The organism is Endozoicomonas sp. ONNA1 (assembly GCF_024606325.1).
In the GTDB taxonomy this organism is placed as follows: domain Bacteria; phylum Pseudomonadota; class Gammaproteobacteria; order Pseudomonadales; family Endozoicomonadaceae; genus Endozoicomonas_A.
The window spans coordinates 1-18,078 of sequence record NZ_JAHHPN010000971.1; the positions used below are offsets into that span (position 1 = coordinate 1).

General features: G+C 49.9%; 16 protein-coding genes, 1 other RNA gene and 1 pseudogene. 14 read left to right on the forward strand and 4 right to left on the reverse strand.

The genetic code is table 11. The features are described from left to right. Window positions 1-84 precede the first annotated feature (84 nt). Window positions 85-462: pseudogene (locus KDK19_RS23415) on the forward strand (NADPH-dependent FMN reductase); the annotation flags it as partial. Window positions 463-845: 383 nt separating this feature from the next. Here the strand turns inward: KDK19_RS23415 and KDK19_RS23420 are convergent. From KDK19_RS23420 to KDK19_RS23435, 4 genes are all read right to left on the reverse strand, one after another. Then, window positions 846-1,418, reverse strand: a complete 573-nt coding sequence (locus KDK19_RS23420; protein ID WP_257279951.1) for a BON domain-containing protein — start codon at window positions 1,416-1,418, stop codon at window positions 846-848. An 80-nt stretch (window positions 1,419-1,498) separates the two neighbouring features. Continuing rightward, window positions 1,499-2,083, reverse strand: a complete 585-nt coding sequence (locus KDK19_RS23425) for a phosphoheptose isomerase (protein ID WP_257288571.1) — start codon at window positions 2,081-2,083, stop codon at window positions 1,499-1,501. A 224-nt stretch (window positions 2,084-2,307) separates the two neighbouring features. Then, entirely contained in the window at window positions 2,308-2,694 is a 387-nt protein-coding gene (locus tag KDK19_RS23430) for a YraN family protein (RefSeq protein WP_257279949.1), read from the reverse strand. Then, complete coding sequence (locus KDK19_RS23435; RefSeq protein WP_257293068.1) at window positions 2,666-4,510, reverse strand: penicillin-binding protein activator; 1,845 nt, start codon at window positions 4,508-4,510, stop codon at window positions 2,666-2,668. Before KDK19_RS23435 ends, KDK19_RS23430 begins: the two co-directional genes overlap by 29 nt. Before the next feature lie 238 nt (window positions 4,511-4,748). Between KDK19_RS23435 and rsmI the strand changes: the two genes are divergently transcribed. From rsmI to KDK19_RS23500, 13 genes are all read left to right on the forward strand, one after another. After that, on the forward strand, window positions 4,749-5,585 hold the full coding sequence (gene rsmI / locus KDK19_RS23440) for a 16S rRNA (cytidine(1402)-2'-O)-methyltransferase (protein ID WP_257279947.1): 837 nt from the start codon (window positions 4,749-4,751) through the stop codon (window positions 5,583-5,585). Window positions 5,586-5,664: 79 nt separating this feature from the next. Next, window positions 5,665-6,043, forward strand: an RNA gene (gene rnpB / locus KDK19_RS23445) — RNase P RNA component class A. A gap of 432 nt (window positions 6,044-6,475) precedes the next feature. Continuing rightward, window positions 6,476-6,931, forward strand: coding sequence for a division/cell wall cluster transcriptional repressor MraZ (gene mraZ, locus KDK19_RS23450; RefSeq protein WP_257252313.1), 456 nt, complete (start codon window positions 6,476-6,478; stop codon window positions 6,929-6,931). A gap of 24 nt (window positions 6,932-6,955) precedes the next feature. Beyond that, window positions 6,956-7,888 carry a 16S rRNA (cytosine(1402)-N(4))-methyltransferase RsmH gene (rsmH, locus tag KDK19_RS23455; RefSeq protein WP_257279946.1) on the forward strand — a complete coding sequence of 311 codons (933 nt, stop codon included), beginning with the start codon at window positions 6,956-6,958 and terminating at the stop codon, window positions 7,886-7,888. Window positions 7,889-7,901: 13 nt separating this feature from the next. Then, on the forward strand, window positions 7,902-8,198 hold the full coding sequence (gene ftsL / locus KDK19_RS23460; RefSeq protein WP_257255312.1) for a cell division protein FtsL: 297 nt from the start codon (window positions 7,902-7,904) through the stop codon (window positions 8,196-8,198). Next, complete coding sequence (locus KDK19_RS23465) at window positions 8,195-9,976, forward strand: penicillin-binding transpeptidase domain-containing protein (RefSeq protein WP_257279945.1); 1,782 nt, start codon at window positions 8,195-8,197, stop codon at window positions 9,974-9,976. Before ftsL ends, KDK19_RS23465 begins: the two co-directional genes overlap by 4 nt. After that, window positions 9,973-11,499: a UDP-N-acetylmuramoyl-L-alanyl-D-glutamate--2,6-diaminopimelate ligase gene (locus KDK19_RS23470; RefSeq protein WP_257274243.1), complete on the forward strand. Its 1,527-nt coding sequence runs from the start codon at window positions 9,973-9,975 to the stop codon at window positions 11,497-11,499. The genes KDK19_RS23465 and KDK19_RS23470 overlap by 4 nt, the downstream gene beginning before the upstream one ends. Further along, the gene (murF, locus tag KDK19_RS23475; RefSeq protein WP_257279944.1) at window positions 11,496-12,938 is read left to right on the forward strand and encodes a UDP-N-acetylmuramoyl-tripeptide--D-alanyl-D-alanine ligase; all 1,443 of its coding nucleotides are present in this window, start codon (window positions 11,496-11,498) and stop codon (window positions 12,936-12,938) included. Before KDK19_RS23470 ends, murF begins: the two co-directional genes overlap by 4 nt. 2 nt (window positions 12,939-12,940) lie before the next feature. Further along, window positions 12,941-14,023 (forward strand): phospho-N-acetylmuramoyl-pentapeptide-transferase, encoded by a 1,083-nt coding sequence (mraY, locus tag KDK19_RS23480; RefSeq protein WP_257279943.1) that lies wholly within the window; start codon window positions 12,941-12,943, stop codon window positions 14,021-14,023. 27 nt (window positions 14,024-14,050) lie between these two features. Beyond that, window positions 14,051-15,406, forward strand: a complete 1,356-nt coding sequence (gene murD, locus KDK19_RS23485) for a UDP-N-acetylmuramoyl-L-alanine--D-glutamate ligase (RefSeq protein ID WP_257293069.1) — start codon at window positions 14,051-14,053, stop codon at window positions 15,404-15,406. Then, a complete protein-coding gene (gene ftsW / locus KDK19_RS23490) occupies window positions 15,403-16,590 on the forward strand; it encodes a putative lipid II flippase FtsW (RefSeq protein WP_257276276.1) in 1,188 nt (395 codons plus the stop codon). The genes murD and ftsW overlap by 4 nt, the downstream gene beginning before the upstream one ends. Further along, a complete protein-coding gene (gene murG, locus KDK19_RS23495) occupies window positions 16,587-17,675 on the forward strand; it encodes an undecaprenyldiphospho-muramoylpentapeptide beta-N-acetylglucosaminyltransferase (RefSeq protein WP_257288574.1) in 1,089 nt (362 codons plus the stop codon). Before ftsW ends, murG begins: the two co-directional genes overlap by 4 nt. Then, on the forward strand, window positions 17,665-18,078 hold a 414-nt coding region (locus KDK19_RS23500), incomplete at its 3' end, for a Mur ligase domain-containing protein (protein WP_257293070.1). The genes murG and KDK19_RS23500, both read left to right, overlap by 11 nt.

Genomic DNA, 18,078 nt, shown 5'->3' on the forward strand with positions numbered 1-18,078 from the left:
ATTCTCCTCAGAAGCAGAAATTTTTATCCTCAATTTCTTGCAATCCTTGCTACGGTCGCTTAAGTCCGACAGGCTGCTAGTGATGCGATTGTAGTGGTGACACCGGAGTGGAATGGTATGGTTCCTTCAGGTCTGAAAAACTTTTTCCTGATCTTCGGGGCAGAGCAATTAGGGCATAAGCCAGGTTTGATTACAGCGGTGTCTTCCGGGCAGGGCGGTTCTTACCCTGTTGTGGAGCTGCGTTCAAGCAGTTATAAGAATTGCCGTCTGTGCTACATTCCTGATCACCTTATTGTGCGGAATGTCACTTCTGTCATGACGGGTGAAGATGCAGAGGCTGATCAACATATGCAAAAGCGTATGGATTACAGCCTGGTCGTCCTGAAAGAGTATGCACTTGGATTAAAAACTGTGCGTGAAAGCGGTGTTATTGATCACCAGACTTTCCGAAACGGCATGTAAGTTTCATTCAGAGAGTGCTCGTGGCGCTCTCCCTCTCTTCGATTTTATTTCTGTTACCTGAAAATAAGCACATGACTGGCGGAGAAATGATCCACCCCTCTCACATTATTAAACTCAAAAATGGTGGCTTGGTTGCTTAATCACGACGAAAGGTGCTCCCCGTATGAAAGAAGACAGATTCTCCGAATATGAAATGCTGAGTCGCATTGAGGCCAGTGAAACAAGGTATGGGTATTTCGGAAGAGAGAGGAAAGTGCAAGGCTTTCCTCTGGTGCTATTTTTACTTAGCTTGTTGAATGGATAGGTTTTGACAAGGGGTGAGAAAAGCTGGCACAAGCGGACAAGACCTGTTGAATATGGCTGCGCCAGCATAGTTGTTTGGGCTACTGAATGTATTCGAAGACTTTGACTATTTTCTGAACGCCACCAGTGTTCCTGGTAATGTCCACTGCAGCCTGTGCTTGTCTGGGTGTTGTCAGCCCCATCAGGTAGACAGTACCTTTTTCTGTATTGATCTTGATGCGGTCTGCAGAAACGTCTTCGCTCTTGATCAGATTGGTCTTCACCTTCGTCGTTAGCCAGGAGTCGTTACTCTGTTCGAGCAGGCTGGCGTTAATGCCTAAAGTAAGTTCGTTGTAGACCTTGTCAACTTCGCTGACATTTTTGGCAGTCTCTTCTGCCAGGTGTTTAAGCTCGTTGCTGGGCACCTGTCCGATTAAAAGCACGGTGCCATTAAAGCTGACGACTTTAATGCGACTGTTTTTAAAGCGCTCGTCGGCTTTCTTAATGTTGACGGCTGCAATGGTTTCAATGGTTTGGTCGTCTATCAAATTGCCCCATGATCGCTCTGTGGGGTCCATACGGATGGGGTCTTCATTGACGCTGCTTAAAATGGTCGAACAACCCCCCAGCAGTATGACTGAGCTGGTTAAAATCAGGGCGTATAAACGCTTCACCTTGTTATCTCCTGTCGATGATGAATTAAACGGGGTCTGTTGTTTTAAAGTGAAAAATGTTTTTTGTTGTGTATATTGGCTTACTCTCCGGAAAACAGGAATTCATCGATCAGGTCGCAGAGGCAATGAATGACCAGTGTGTGAACTTCCCGAATGCGTGGAGAACTATTGTCCGGAACCCTTATTTCAATGTCTTCAGGGTGCAGCAGTCTCACCATATCGCCACCGCTTTTACCGGTCAGGGCAATGACCTGCATATCCCGATCATGAGCGGCCTGGATGGCTTGGACAATATTGGGGCAATTGCCTGATGTCGAAATCGCCAAAAGAATGTCGCCCTGTTGTCCCAGTGCCCGAATTTGTTTTGAGAAGACTTCGTGAAAGCTGGTGTCATTAGCAATTGAGCTTAATGTCAGACTATCGGCACACAAAGACATAGCTGGCAATGCAGGTCTTTCTCGTTCATAACGGTTGAGCAAATCGGAAACAAATTGCTGGGCATCTCCTGCGGAGCCGCCGTTTCCACAGGCCAGGATCTTTCCTTCATTCAGAAGGGATTGCACCATAAGCTCGGATGCCTGGGCGATCAGGGGGGGCAGGGTGTCGGCAGCACGAATTTTGGCGTCAATGCTGTCTGAAAAATGTTGTGTAATGCGCTCATGCATGTCTCAAAATCCCGAGTGGTTCGACGCCGCAGGTTTCGAAGCAGGTATTTTCTTTCGCTAAAGGCATTTGATAATCGCGAGAGCCTCATGAGTTTATGGGTGTTTTAACAGAGCAATTAGTTTACCGTGATTTCTTTTTCATTACTCCTTTTTGTTGCTCGCTTACATCAGCAAGACAACAGCAAGAGAGATTGGCTCATGTTTATATGTTTTTGCTGTTTAGTTTAAAAAATACCCTTAATCCATTCTATATTCTTTTCGGAGTTTGCGTCGTCATAAGGAGATGCATTTTTGAGCAAAAAAGCATCGAAGCGGCAAAGCCTGTGCTGATGCTTCGAGTGGAGTGCCAGAAAATGGTTGGCGGCTTTTCTGATTTTATTTTGCTTGCGGGTAGTAATAGACTCGGCAGCTGAACCGAGTTGTGATTGTGATCTGAAACGGACTTCTACAAAAACCAGGGTTTCCTTGTCGAGCATGATCAGATCTACTTCTCCTGCTTTGCAGGCATAGTTTCTATTGACCAGCTTCATACCCCGGGCTTTAAGGTATTCCAAAGCCCGGTTTTCAGCAGAAAGCCCCGGGTTATTGCGAAGCTTTAATTGCCAGAACATCAGTTTTTTTTTGAACCGGATTAGGTAATGGTTTCAGTCGACCATCTCGGAAGATCTGCCAGGAAAGCTCCCTCTCCACGTGATGCCTACTGTTGATGCTGAGCTGGCCTGTCAGTCCTTCCAGGCGACTGCCGGGCAGGCTGGCGAGCTGTTGCAGGCGAGGATACAGCTTAAATGCGTCGGCTCCCATGGCGTAAAGACTGCCATACTGGCCTCTTGAGCTGCTCCAGGTGGCTCGAATATTGGATTCAAGACTGCTTTTTTGACCAGGCAGGTACCAGTTCATTACGGGAATTCTGAGGTTGTTCAGATCCTGATCTCTGCTGGGGTCGACCCTGCCAGAGTATGCGCTGGAAGTGGCATAAACGGGCAGTTTACCAGCAAACTGGTAAGAGAGCGCGGGTTTGAGCTGGCGGGCTTCCTGGGGGTTGGAAGGCATATAAATCATGTCGATATCGTGCCTTCTGCGAGGCGTAAAGCCGAGTTTCTCTCCCAGAACACTGCTCAGCTCTTTGGCGCGTTTCTGACTTTCTTCAACCAGCAAGGCCCGGCCAGCCAGTTGGCTGAACTCGGTTTTGCTGTTGAATTTTGTGATGCCGGCCACCTCTCCACCGTGCTTTGTCCATTCCGCCATAAAGCTGTTCGTGGCTCTGTCACCCCATGAAGTTTCCGGGCGAAGTATCAGTACACGGCGGTGTCCATCCAGAATGCCTCGACGGGCTACAGCCCTGCCTTCATCTTCGATGGATAGACCGTATTCAAAGAAACTGCCTTTTTGTGTAAAGTGGCTGCCACTGTCTTCGAGGCTGTTCAGGGCAAGAATGGTAATGTCTCCGGGGGTCTTTTCTTTTAACAGGCTGACGTTAGTCTTGTTCAGAGGGCCGATGATCAATTTGGCGCCTTCGTTTTTAGCTTCGTTGGCCAGCTCGACAACATTTTTGTTATGAGTATCCATTATGGACACTTCAGGTAGGGTCTCATCAGAAAGATTCTGATGATAAGCGGCGAGAAAGCCATCTCGAATCGCTCTGCCCGCAGAGGCCAGTGGGCCGCTGACAGGAAGAAGAAGGGCGATTTTGTCGGGTTGCTCAGTGCCGGCTATCTGAAGCGCACTGATGTCTTTCGGTAGGTAGACCTTTGCAGGGTGATCCGGCCAGTGAGATCGCCAGTTGCTCAAATCGGCCAGTTGCTGGTTCAGTGATTTGTCAGAGCGATAAACCAGAGCGAGTTGCAGCCAGCCTTTCATGACTTTACTGTTGGTCTGACTGTTCAGAATAATCAGGCGCTCTTCAGGTGCATTAAGCAGTGTTTCCCAAAAGGCATCGCGGTTTTCGGGTTGTTGGTCAAGCTCACTGATATTAGACAGCATGCTCCATTCGTCCAGGGCTGCAACGAATTCTCTGAAGCGGTTATACGCCCGTGCTTTGAGAATGTGACTTTGATCCAGGAGCTGAGTGTTGCTGCTGTTGATAACTGCTGCTCTGTCCAGCCAGAGGAAAATTTCCCGGTTCTGTCCTGCCCGCTCAGCAATGCGGGCTCTTGCCACGGCCATTTCGGCTCTGAGAGTTTCAGGTAACTCTCCATAATTCAGGCTGTCCAGAATGGTTCGTGCTCTGGCTAACTGGTCATCGGTTAATTGCCTGGCAGCCTGAATTTTGAGTCTGGCGCTTTCTGGAAATGAGCTGCGTTTGGCTCGCTCCAGCAGTTGATCGGCTCCTTCCCGGGCCATTTCCTGCGAGGGTGAAGTAAGTTCAGCGACTTTGCTGGGTTGTAATGAGCATCCTGTCAACACCGCGCCAATCAGCAGTGTAGTCATCAGAGTGCGTTTGGAAAGGTTCTGGCTCATAAAATCGGAGTCAACGACCGAACTGTTTTTGATTCATCTATTTTACCCTAACATGGTCTGTGCGTCAGCCTGATGAGGATAGGATGGGAGGTCAGGTTGTTAAGGATTCTGTCAACGGCTCTCTGAAAAGAGTAAACTTATGGTTTTTTGTCTCTTAATCTCCCTGACTATGAACGACCCTCATAGTTGATCGACTGGCTGGCAGGATATGTCTGAAAGTACCCTTTTTGTTGTTTCGACCCCCATTGGAAATCTTGATGATATGGCACCGAGAGCCATTGAGGTGCTGAAGCAGGTGTCAGTGATTGCAGCAGAAGACACCAGGCATAGTCGTAAGTTGCTCAATCACTTTGGGGTCGAGACCCCCATGATTCCCTGTCATGAGCATAATGAAAGGCATCAGGCAGAGGTGTTACTGGCTCGATTACGGCAGGGCGATTCTGTGGCATTGATCAGTGATGCCGGGACGCCCCTGATATCAGACCCGGGCTTTGTGCTGGTGCGAATGGTCAGGGAGCAGGGTATCAAAGTAGCACCGGTTCCGGGTGCCTGTGCGCTCGTAGCGGCTCTGTCGGTCAGTGGCTTGCCAACGGACAGGTTCTATTTTGAAGGCTTTCTGCCAGCCAAGTCATCTGGTAGGAAGAAAAGGCTTGAAGCGCTGGGCTCGATGATGAATACCTGGGCTGTGTATGAATCCACACATCGAATTTTGGATAGTCTTGCGGACTTTAAGGAGGTGTTGGGTGGAGATCGCTATATCGTGTTGGCCAGGGAGATGACGAAAACATTTGAAACGGTCCTTGCGGGCAAGGTTGAAGCAGTGGAGAAAATACTGCAGGAGGACTCCAATCAGTGTCGTGGCGAATTTGTGGTTTTGGTGGAGGGTGCAGAAGAGCGCAAGGAAGAAGCCGTTGATCCTGAAACCGTTAAATTGCTGCAACGGTTACTGCAAGAGTTACCCGCCAAGAAAGCGGCTGCTGTGATCGCCGATGTTTCCGGGTATCGCAAGAAGCAGCTCTATGAGCTATCGCTTACGATGAAATAAGTTGTAATAGATTCGGCTCTTAATTATGGGAAATGAACGAATTGCAGTGAAGGAAATCATTCGGTAGTATTCGCCGCTTCGAGTTGGCCGGGCAGTCGCTGTCAGATCCTGTTTCAGTATCTGGTGGAGGAAAGTCCGGGCTCCAAAGGGTGCGGCGCCAGGTAACGCCTGGGGGGCGAAAGCCTACGGAAAGTGCAGCAGAGAGCAGACCGCCTAAGTCACCATCCGGTGACCGGTAAGGGTGAAAGGGTGCGGTAAGAGCGCACCGCGTGACTGGTAACAGTTCACGGCATGGTAAACCCCGCCTGGAGCAAGACCAAATAGGAATCCTGGAGGTGTGACCCGCACTGGATTCGGGTAGGTTGCTTGAGGTGCCTGGTGACAGGTATCCCAGATGAATGATTGCCCAGACCTGTTTACAGGTTGGACAGAACCCGGCTTACAGGCCAACTCGAGACTTTCTTTTTCTTCCGCTATCTGTTCCCGAATTGAAACGGAATCGGTCTCAGTGAATTTGACTGGCCGTTCAGCAATGAATGGGATGTGTTGATCAAGATATTCAATTATCTGAAACTTTTACAATTTTTTTCAGGCAGTTCTCATGCTTCATGGGCTTAAATAGCTCTTCCCTCCAAGCTGCTCATTTTTATGCACTTTTTTAATGCAAAGCGCTGGGTGTCTGGTCTCTGGCGGGGTCAATTATTTGACTCTTCAGACAGATTCTGACCTTGACGTGGGTTTTTGAGGTTTCTATAGTGTGCTTCAGTGGAGTAAAGTGGATAAAAGTGGAGTTTAGTTAGCATGATGTGGGAGAGTGGGGTGCCAGTGAACACTTTTTCTCTTCGGATTGCGGCCTGCCATCCTGTCTGAATTGACTTGAGGGAATCGGTTTGTTTCGTGGGGTTAATGCCATCAATCTCGATGCCAAAGGGCGTCTTGCAATACCTACCCGTTATCGGCAGGTGTTGAAAGATCGTTGTGAAGGCCGTTTGGTGGCAACTATCGATACTGATGAGCCTTGTCTATTGATTTATCCACAGGATGAGTGGGAGGCCATTCAGGCAAAGATTGAAGCCCTGCCCAGTTTTCACCCGATGACACGCCGAATACAAAGACTTCTTATCGGACACGCCACCGACATTGATATGGATGGCAGTGGCCGAGTTTTGGTACCTCCCTTGCTCAGGGATTATGCAGGCATGGATAAACGCTGCATTCTTCTGGGGCAGGGCAAAAAATTTGAACTGTGGGATGAAGCTTGCTGGAACCAGCGACGAGATGATTATCTTCAGGAAGCCAGTGAATCCGCTGAAGTGCCTGCTGAGCTCCAGTCTTTGTCCCTCTAATGGGTATGCGCCCGGACATGATAGATGACATTGCAAGAGCAATCAGACCAGCACATTACTGTGCTGTTAGAGGAAGCGGTTGAGGCTTTGGTTACAGATCCTGACGGGCTCTATGTCGATGGAACATTTGGTCGTGGTGGACACAGTCGTGCAGTTCTGAAGAAACTGTCCGGCAGAGGCAGGCTGATAGGTATCGATAAGGATCCGGGGGCGGTAGCTGTAGCTCGTGAACTGGCTGAAATGGATAGCCGTTTTTCCATTTATCACGGTTCTTTTGCTGAACTGGAAGAGGTTCTTGATGGTCAGGAAGTGGAAGGCGTTCTGCTGGATCTGGGTGTTTCTTCGCCTCAGTTGGACAACGCTGAGCGGGGTTTCAGCTTCATGCAGGATGGTCCGCTGGATATGCGGATGAATACCACGCAGGGGGAAAGTGCGGCCGAGTGGATTAATCGTGCTGAAGAAAAGGAAATCAGTAAGGTGATCTGGGAGCTCGGCGAAGATCGTTTTTCGCGCAGAATTGCCCGGGCCATTATCAGGGAAAGGGAAGAAGAGCCTATTACGACCACAAAACGCCTTGCGGGAATTATTGCCTCTGCCAGCCCTTCCAGAGAGAAGAACAAGCACCCGGCAACCCGTGCGTTTCAGGCCATTCGCATCTATATCAATCGCGAACTGGACGATCTGGTGGATTGTCTCAATATCGCATTGGAAGTACTCAAGCCAGGTGGACGTCTGGTAGTCATCAGCTTCCACTCGCTGGAAGACAGAATTGCCAAAAGGTTTATCAGAAAACAGGCCAAGGGTGATGAGCTGCCGCGCTGGATGCCGGTAAGGGAAGATCAGCTGAATAAGAGAATGCGGCCTATCGGTAAAGCGATCAAGCCGGGTGAACATGAGGTTAAAGCTAATCCAAGAGCGAGGAGTGCCGTCATGCGAATTGCTGAGAAGCTAATCTGAGAAGGCTGAAAAAATGGATAGCAAACTGCTGCTGGTGTTGTTTCAGAAATCCAATTTAGTCAATGCATTGCTGTTGACCTGTGTTCTTGTGTCAGGCGTTGCTGTGAGCTTCGTCGAGCATGAAAACAGGCGGCTTCATAATGAGCTTCAGCAGGAGTTTGAGCAGAAAAACAAAGCTCAGGTCGAATGGGGGAAGTTACTTCTGGAGCACAGTTCCCTGACCAGTCCGGGGCGAGTGGAAAAAATTGCAAGGGATGAATTGGATATGGAAGTGCCAAACGCTGGACGTATAAAAATGGTGGTACCGTGAAAACTGCAACAAGGCCAGCCAGTGCCAGCAGAAAAAAACAGGCTGGTGAGGAAAAGGCTATGCCTTATCGTTGGAGAATCAAGCTTCTGCAACTGTTGTTTGTCGTGGCTGGCCTGGTGATTTGTTACCGTCTCGTAGATCTTCAGGTTTTAAATCGTCATTTTCTTCAGAACGAAGGTGACAAACGGTCTGTTCGTCATGAGTCTATACCTGCTCACCGGGGCGTCATATTTGATCGGAACGGTAAGATTTTAGCGGTAAGTGCCCCTGTTATGACCGTCTGGGCTGACCCTCAGGACCTGATTAAGGTGCCAGAAGACTGGAATAAACTGGCAGCAGCTCTGCAGGTTGACAAAGGTTGGCTGGCAAACAGAGTAAAAAAGAACGCTGCGAAAGAGTTTATTTATCTAAAGCGCCAGATGACACCTGAGCAGGCTGGGAAAATCGAAGCTCTGAAAGTGCCGGGTGTGCATGTTCTTGACGAGCAGCGACGCTACTACCCTATGGGCGAAGTGACGGCGCATTTGGTGGGTATTACGGGGATTGATGACAAAGGTCAGGAAGGGCTTGAACTGGGATATGACCATTGGCTAACTGGCTCCGAGGGAACCCGCAGGCTGCTGAAAGATCGTCGGGGGCGCCTTGCCAGGGAGGTCGAGCTCGTGGAAGGCGCTCAACCTGGCAAGGAATTGATGCTGAGTATTGATTCCAGACTCCAGTATATGGCTTATCGTGAGCTGAAGAGTGCCGTAGAAAAAGCCAAAGCCACAGCGGGCTCGCTGGTGATGATGGATGTCCAGACCGGAGAGATTCTGGCTATGGTCAATCAGCCGTCCTACAACCCGAATAATCGCATCGGGCTTCAGCCTTACCGCATGAGAAACCGGGTGATGACTGATCTGGTGGAGCCGGGTTCTACCCTCAAGCCCTTTACTGTGGCGGCAGCCATGGAGACCCGCAAATATGATCGCTATACCCGGATTGAAACCGGCGTTGGCTACCTGCGTGTTGGACAAAATGCAGTTAAGGATGTCAGAGGCTTTGGAACCATTGATGTCGAAACGGTTTTGAAGAAGTCCAGCAATATTGGCGTGACCAAGATGGCATTGGATATCGGTGTCGATAAGGTTGTAGATCTGCTGCGCCGTGTGGGTATCGGGCAGAGTCCGGGAACAGGCTTTCCTGGAGAGAGGGCTGGGTTTCTGCCCTTTAAAGACCGCTGGAGTGACATTGAAGTGGCTACCCTGTCCTTTGGTTATGGCTTAACAGTTACGCCATTACAGCTAGCGCAGGCTTATTCAGTACTTGGCGCTGGTGGTTTGCTTAGACCAGCCTCCGTGATCAAGCGTGATGTGGCACCAGATGGTGTTCGGGTCATGGATGAGGATGTCGCCCATGACGTCATGGAAATGCTCGGCAAGGTAGTGGGTAAAGGAGGAACTGGCTGGCGCGGTGCCGTCAAGTCCTACAATGTTGGTGGCAAAACGGGAACGGTTAAAAAAGTGGGTGGTAGTGGCTACCTTGAAGATCGTTACGTGGGTCTCTTCGCCGGTGTGGCTCCTGTGGAAAACCCTCGCATTGCCACTGTTGTCATCATTGATGACCCGGCTGGAAAAGATTACTACGGTGGCATAATCGCCGGTCCGGTCTTCTCCAGGGTCAATGGTCAGGCTTTGCGAATGCTGGGCGTCAGGCCCAGTGAAGAAAAAGTGCTGACAGCCAAAAGACTCAATCTGGAGCAGCCCGGAGTTATGAAACTGAAACAGGATGGAACATGACCTCGCGTCAAATGACGTCTTTAAATGAAGTGCTGGCGAAGCTGAATCATCCTCAGCTGGATGAAGACATAACCCTTACAGGATTAACCCTCGACAGCCGCAAGCTGGTCGGGGGTGAGCTGTTTCTCGCTGTACAGGGGCTGAGTTCCGATGGCCGGGAGTTTATTGGTGCAGCTCTGGACGCAGGTGCATCTGCAGTGCTCGCTGAGTCGAGCAGGGAGGCACGTTCTGAAACTGAATATCTGGCCGGCAAGCCTGTTATTTTTATCGAAAACTTAAAAGCACACATCAGCTATCTTGCCGATCAATTCTATCGGCACCCATCCTCAGACTTGAAGTTGACCGGGGTGACTGGAACCAATGGTAAAACATCAATCTGCTGGTTTGTTGCGCAGTTACTTTCTCTCCTGGGGGCGCCTTGTGCGGTGATGGGAACCCTGGGTAAAGGTGTTCCTCCTGAACTGGAGCCCTGTCTGAATACGACTTCAGATCCCGTTTCTACACAGGGCTTTATGGCTGAGCTGGTGGCAAGAGAAGTGGCCTTCATGGCGATGGAGGTTTCTTCCCATGGTTTACATCAGGGGCGTGCAGATCAGTTAACGTTTGAAGTTGGCGTTTTCACAAATATCAGTCGTGACCATCTTGATTATCATAAAACGATGGACGCCTATGCCAGCGCCAAGGCTCTGCTATTTGCCAACGGCTGTGTCAAAAAAGCAGTGATTAATCTGGATGATGACTATAGCGAACTGATGTTGTCCAGTTGTTCCGGTGATACTGAGGTTTTTACTTTCTCTATGACCTCGGGCGAGGCAGATATTACGGCTAAGAATATTCTCCTGAATGCACGGGGAGTTAAGGCTGATCTGGATACCCCCTGGGGTCAAGCCCAGCTGAGGACACCTCAGCTGGGCCGTTTCAGTCTTGAAAACCTTTTGGCCGTTATAGGGGTTGTTTGTTGTCAGGGCTATTCTCTCGAGCGGGTTCTTGAAAAGGTGCCTCAGTTGAGCACGGTGCCGGGAAGAATGCAGAGCTTTGGTGGTGATCAGAAACCGTTGGTTGTGGTTGATTATGCGCATACTCCGGGTGCTCTGATGAGCGTTCTGAAAGCCTTGAGAGAGCACAGTGCTTCAAAATTAATCTGTGTCTTTGGTTGTGGTGGTGATCGTGATAGGGGTAAGAGACCTCTCATGGCCTGTGCTGCTATCGAGGGTGCAGATGAAGTAGTCGTGACCAGCGATAATCCCAGAAACGAAGACCCTGAAGACATTATCAGAGATATATTGGCAGGGGTCGATCAAACCGGCATCTCAGTAACGTCTGTCATCAGCCGTACAGAGGCTATTCGGGGGGCTGTCTGCACGGCTGCCGCTGGCGATATTGTTGTTGTTGCAGGTAAGGGTCACGAGAATTATCAGGAAGTCAACGGCGTCAGGCATCATTTTGATGATTGTGAAGAAGTCAGAAAAGCACTTGATCTCTGGCAGCCGCAATCGACTTCAGTCAGTGAGGGAGTATCATGATTCGCCCATTTACCCTTTCTGAAGTAACCGATGCGCTTCAGGGAGTTCTCCTGACGGGCGATTCTGATGGTGGTGCCACCATAACGGGTATAAGTATTGATACCAGAACCCTTGGGCAAGGTAATCTTTTTGTTGCCATCAAGGGGCCCCGGTTTGATGGTCATAGCTATGTTGATCAGGCTGAGGCTGCAGGTGCCGCTGCTGTTGTGGTTCAGGTGCCCGTTGACGGTCTGGGAATTCCTCAGATTCAGGTTCAGGACACTGACGAGGCGCTTGGGCGACTGGGGCAGTTTAATCGTGAGTGCTTTCATAAACCTGTGGTAGCCGTGACCGGGACTTGTGGAAAAACATCTGTCAAAGAGATGCTGGCTTCTGTCTTCGAGCAGGATGGTGAGGTTCTGGCCACTCAGGGAAATTTGAATAACGCTTATGGTGTGCCCCTGACCCTGTTCAGACTGGAAGAAGATCACCAGCACGCAGTGATTGAATTGGGAACCAGTTCACCCGGTGAGATTAATTACATCACTCGCCTGACTGAACCGGATGTTTCCATCATTACCAATGCTTCAGAGAATCACCTCAAGGATTTGTTAACGCTTGAGGGGGTCATTCATGAAAAGGGCTTTATTCTTGAAGGTCTCAAAAAAAGCGGTACTGCTGTACTGAATTTCGATGATCCCAGCTTCCAGCGCTGGAAAGAAAGGGCATTGAAACAGTCTGGTCGAAAAGTGCTGTCTTTTAGTCTGGATAAACAGGAAGCTGACGTGTTTGCCTCAGAGGTATCTTCAACGTCTGAAGGTATGAGCTTCAGGTTGCATGTTGTTCAGGAAGAGGCTGAAAAGCAGGCGATCGTCAACCTGTCTTTCTGGGGAAAACATCAGGTTCAGAATGCCTGTTGCGCTGCCGCAGCAGCATCTGCTGTGGGGCTGGGGCTGGACATTATTGTCAAGGGGCTGGAAAATGCCCGGCCCTATCAACAAAGGGGGACCCGTTACTTTCTGTCGAATAGTGTTCTGGTCATTGACGAAAGTTATAACGCCAGTCCGATTGCCACCCTGGCCGCCATCGATCAGTTGGCAGATTGTGAGGGTAGAACCATTATGGTGCTGGGGGACATGCTGGACCTCGGTGAGGTAACACAAGCCCGACATGTTGATGTGGGTGAGTATGCAGCTGCTCAAAGTATTGATGATTTTGCTGCTTACGGTCAGGCGTCTGTTGCGGCGGTTGAAGCGTTCAAAAATGACCTTCATGACAGTAAAGGGCAGCATTTTGATGATAAAGAGGCTCTCTCGAACTGGGTAAGAACCCGGATACAAGTGTTCAGAGAGCAACAGGCGGATTGTCCCATCACGGTTCTCGTCAAGGGATCGAATGGAATGAATATGTTGGATGTAGTCAGATCCCTTGTGGGATCAGAATATAAGGGAGAGCGCTGATAATGCTGCTCTGGCTTGCGGATTTCTTGTCGCAATACTACCACGGCTTTGCCGTTTTCAAATATCTCACACTGAGAGCGATTCTGGGTGTGCTTACTGCACTGGGTATGGGGCTCTGGCTGGGGCCTTATATGATTCGTCGACTGAGTTATCACCAGATTGGTCAGGCTGTGCGTGATGATGGTCCACAGTCGCACCTCAGCAAAGCCGGAACACCTACTATGGGGGGGGCATTGATTCTGGTTTGTATCGCGGCCAGTACCCTCTTGTGGGCCAACTTAAGTAATCGCTACATCTGGGTGGTTTTACTGGTGACAGTGGTGTTTGGAGTTGTTGGCTGGGTAGACGACTACCGTAAGGTGGTGGAGAAAAATTCAAGAGGCCTGCCTGCACGCTGGAAGTTTTTTTGGCAGTCAGTGGGTGGGCTGGGTGCGGCTGTCTTTCTTTACGCCACAGCTAAAGCACCGGTAGAGACCAGTCTGATTGTACCTTTCTTCAAAAACGTCGTCATTGATCTTGGGCCATTTTTTGTTGTACTGGCTTACCTGACCATTGTCGGTTGCAGTAATGCTGTGAATCTGACTGATGGTCTGGATGGTCTGGCAATCATGCCTACTGTTCTGGTGGCTTCTGCACTGGCTGTTTTTGCCTATGCCAGTGGTCATGCGAACTTTGCCCAGTACCTGCTTATACCCTTTGTGCCCGGTTCCGGGGAACTGGTCGTTTTTTGCGCTGCCATAGGTGGAGCGGGCCTGGCATTTCTCTGGTTCAATACCTATCCCGCCCAGGTCTTTATGGGCGATGTGGGTGCTCTGGCTCTTGGTGCGGCATTAGGTGTGCTGGCGGTGATCGTGCGTCAGGAAATTGTGCTGGTCATTATGGGTGGAGTTTTTGTCATGGAGACAGTGTCGGTGATTCTCCAGGTGGCTTCGTTCAAGCTCACCGGGCGCCGAATATTCCGTATGGCACCACTGCATCATCATTTTGAATTGAAGGGCTGGCCTGAGCCCCGGGTGATTGTCCGTTTCTGGATTATTACCCTGATTCTGGTCCTGATTGGTCTTGCGTCACTGAAGATTCGTTAACACAGTTTTTGCTCGGGAAAAATAAGCGTGTCAGCATTGATAAGCTCAAATCGTACAAGGGTTGTAGTCGGTCTCGGGAAGACCGGGATGTCCTGTGTGCGGTATCTTGCTGCAAGACAACGTTCATTTAAAGTGATGGATACTCGGGATAACCCTCCTGGCATTGATGAACTCAAAGCCGTTTTCCCGGATGTACCCGTCCATCTGGGTGGGTTGAACCCGGAGTGGTTGAATTCGGCGGATGAGTTGATTCTCAGTCCTGGTATTGCACTGGCTACTCCAGAGATTGCTGATGCTGTCAGTAAGGGGGCTGAGGCGGTGGGTGATATTGAGCTGTTCTGTCGTGAGGTGGATAAACCCGTCGTCGCCATCACTGGCTCTAATGGCAAAAGCACTGTGACAGCCCTGCTGGGAGAAATGGTTCAAGAGGCCGGTTGGAATGTTGCAGTGGGTGGCAATATTGGCACTCCAGCTCTTGATCTGCTTAAAAGGCAAGATGTCGATCTCTATATCCTGGAATTGTCCAGCTTCCAGCTGGAAACCACTCACTCTTTACGTGCAGTTGCTGCGACAGTGTTGAACATCAGTCCTGATCATATGGATCGTTATGAGTCCATGATGGACTACCATAAGGCGAAGCAGCGTATATACCGTGGTTGTAAACATGCGGTATACAACAAGCAGGATGCCCTGACTGTGCCTCTTCTTCCCCAAGCTACACCAGCAACAGCGTTTACTTCCGGCAAACCTGATTTGCACGACTATGGTTTAATAGAGGATCAAGAAGATACATGGCTTTGTAAAGGTGTTGAAAGGCTTCTCAATACAGCGGCCATGAAGTTGTCGGGTCGTCACAATCAGTTGAATGCGCTGGCTGCCCTGGCTCTGGGTGAGTCAGTGGGTATCCCGATGGTGCCTATGCTGAAGGCTCTGAGCCACTTTACAGGTCTTTCTCATCGATGCCAGTGGGTAGCTGAAAAAAACGGTGTGGTCTGGATTAATGATTCCAAAGCCACCAATGTCGGTGCATCGGTTGCGGCTATCGAAGGCTTGGGTGAAACCCTGAGCGGAAAAATTGTTCTTATTGCCGGTGGGGATGGCAAGGGGGCGGATTTTAATCAACTGAAACAACCGTTACAAAAGTATGGTCGTGAGGTTGTGCTGATAGGGCGTGACGCAGCTGATATCGATAACGCCATCGGTAACGTGATCCCGGTTCAATATGCCAGAGATCTGGCTGCTGCAATAGATCATGCCTGCGAGGTCAGTGAGAGCGGTGATGCCGTGCTGCTGGCTCCCGCCTGTGCCAGTTTTGATATGTTTAAAAGCTTTGAGCAGCGTGGCGATGTCTTTACGACTCTGGTCAGGGAGCGCCTTGCATGACTCTACACCATAAGCTTCTCAGCGAAATAAGGTCACCCTTTGCGGGCCGTCGAGACAGTGCTCTTGACTTTCCGTTGCTGGGTGCTGTGCTGGTGCTTCTGGTGATTGGTCTGATTATGGTTAGTTCCGCTTCCATGGAAGTAGCGGGCAGTCTTTACTCTAATCCGTTTTACATTCTGATCAAGCAGGTTTTTTTTGTTTTTGTCGGCCTGTCCCTGATGGGAGGCATTTTGATGGTACCGGTGAAAACGATAGAGAAATACAGTTGGCTTTCCCTCTTTGGTGGTTTGGGTTTACTGTTGGCTGTGCTGGTTGTGGGCCGGGAGGTCAATGGCAGTGTTCGCTGGATTCCTCTGGGCTTTTTCAATCTGCAGGCATCAGAAGCGGCCAAGCTGATGATTGTCGTTTATCTGGCAGCCTACCTGGTTCGTCGCCTGGATGAAGTCAGAACCAAATGGACTGGCTTTTTCAAGCCTATGACCATTCTTTTTGTTTCATCCACACTATTGCTAATGGAGCCGGACCTCGGAGCCCTTGTGGTATTGATGGGGGCTTCCATGGGGATGATCTTTCTGGCAGGTGCCAGACTCTGGCAGTTCATTATTCTCATCCTGCTGCTGGTGGGCTCTATTGCTGCCTTGATTGTTTTTGAGCCTTATCGCATGGCGCGTCTGGCTTCTTATATGGACCCCTGGGCCAATGCTTTTGGCAGTGGCTATCAGTTGACCCAGTCCCTGATTGCCTTTGGGCGGGGTGAATGGTTTGGTGAAGGGTTGGGTAACAGTCTGCAAAAACTGTTCTATTTGCCGGAAGCTCATACCGATTTTATCTTTGCTGTTCTGGCTGAAGAGTTTGGTGTCCTCGGGGCGGTCTTCGTTCTGACTTTGATCCTATTTATTTCCTGGAGAGCTTTGCAAATCGGTTACCGGGCAGAAGCAAAAAAATTACTGTTCCATGGCTATGTCGCCTATGGCATTGGTTTACTGTATAGCAGTCAGGCGCTGATCAACATCGGTGTAAATACCGGATTGCTGCCCACGAAAGGGCTGGCGTTGCCTCTGATCAGTTATGGAGGTAGTAGCCTGTTGATAAACTGCCTGGCTTTTGGATTGTTGCTGCGAATTGATTATGAACGACGTCAGTTTAATGTCGAAACAGACAAAAAAAGCAGAGGGGCGCCATGAGTACTATTGACAAACCTACTGTTTTAATAATGGCTGGTGGTACTGGCGGGCATATTTTCCCTGCGCTGGCCACGGCCAGAGAACTTGAGAAGCGTGGCTACACCATTCACTGGTTGGGAACGCCCGACAGTATGGAAGCTGAACTGGTGCCGCGCCATGGATTTGAAATCAGTTTTATCCCGGTCACCGGGCTAAGGGGTAAAGGCTTGAGCTTTCTAATGAAAGCGCCCTGGAAGTTGGCTGTTTCGCTGTATCGGTCCGTAAAAGTAATTCGAAGCTGCAACCCTGTCTGTGTTTTGGGTATGGGTGGTTTTGTCACTGGTCCGGGTGGGTTGGCAGCTCGTTTGTCAGGTATCCCTCTGGTGATCCACGAGCAGAATGCTATTGCAGGCTTCACAAACAGGATTTTATCCAGAATTGCCCGCAAAGTGTTGCTGGCTTTTCCAGGAGCTTTCGGTCCAGTCAATAGCTCTGGGAAACTTATTCTGACGGGTAATCCGGTTAGAACAGATATCGCTGATTTGGAGTTACCCGCTCAACTGAATGGCAGGTCTTTAAAGCTGCTGGTGTTAGGTGGCAGTAAAGGTGCTGTAGCCATCAACGAGCTGGTACCAAAAGCGCTCACCCGGTTTAAAGGTCGCATCGAGGTTTGGCATCAAACCGGGAAAAGTAATTTGGCTGCTACTCGTGAGTCATATCGTGCTCTGAATATAGAGGGCCGCCTGGAACCCTTTATCGATGATATGGCCGGTGCTTATGAGTGGGCAGACCTGGTGATTTGTCGGTCCGGGGCTCTGACGGTCTCGGAACTGGCCATGGCTCAGAGGGCGGCCCTGCTGGTGCCTTATCCCCATGCTGTTGATGATCATCAAACCGTTAATGGTCAGTACCTGGTCAATCAGGGTGCGGCTATGATGGTGCAACAAAAAGAACTGAACGAAACCTGTCTGATCAATATGTTAGAGAATTTTGTGGGCAATCCTGAACAGCTGGTTAACATGGCCAGGGCTGCGGGCAGCGTTGCAAAGCCTATGGCAGCCGAGGAAGTAGCTGATCATTGTCTGGAGGTGGCACATGCCCGCTAATAAACCTATTTTTCCTGTGGCACCTATACCTGAAATGCGTCGTATAAAAAACATTCATTTTGTCGGCATAGGTGGTTCGGGCATGTGCGGTATTGCCGAAGTGCTGAAGAATCAGGGCTACCAGATCTCAGGATCGGATATTAGACGCTCACCGGTAACCCGACGTTTGGAAGATCAGGGAATTACCGTCTTCATTGGTCATGAAGCCGCTAATGTTGAAGGGGCGGATGTAGTGGTCACTTCTACAGCAGTCGCTTTGGAAAATCCGGAAGTGGTTGAGGCTAGAAAACGACGTGTACCGGTGGTTCCCAGGGCTGAGATGCTGGCCGAACTGATGCGCTACCGTCATGGCATCGCAGTGGCGGGTACTCATGGCAAGACAACCACTACCAGTCTGCTGGCT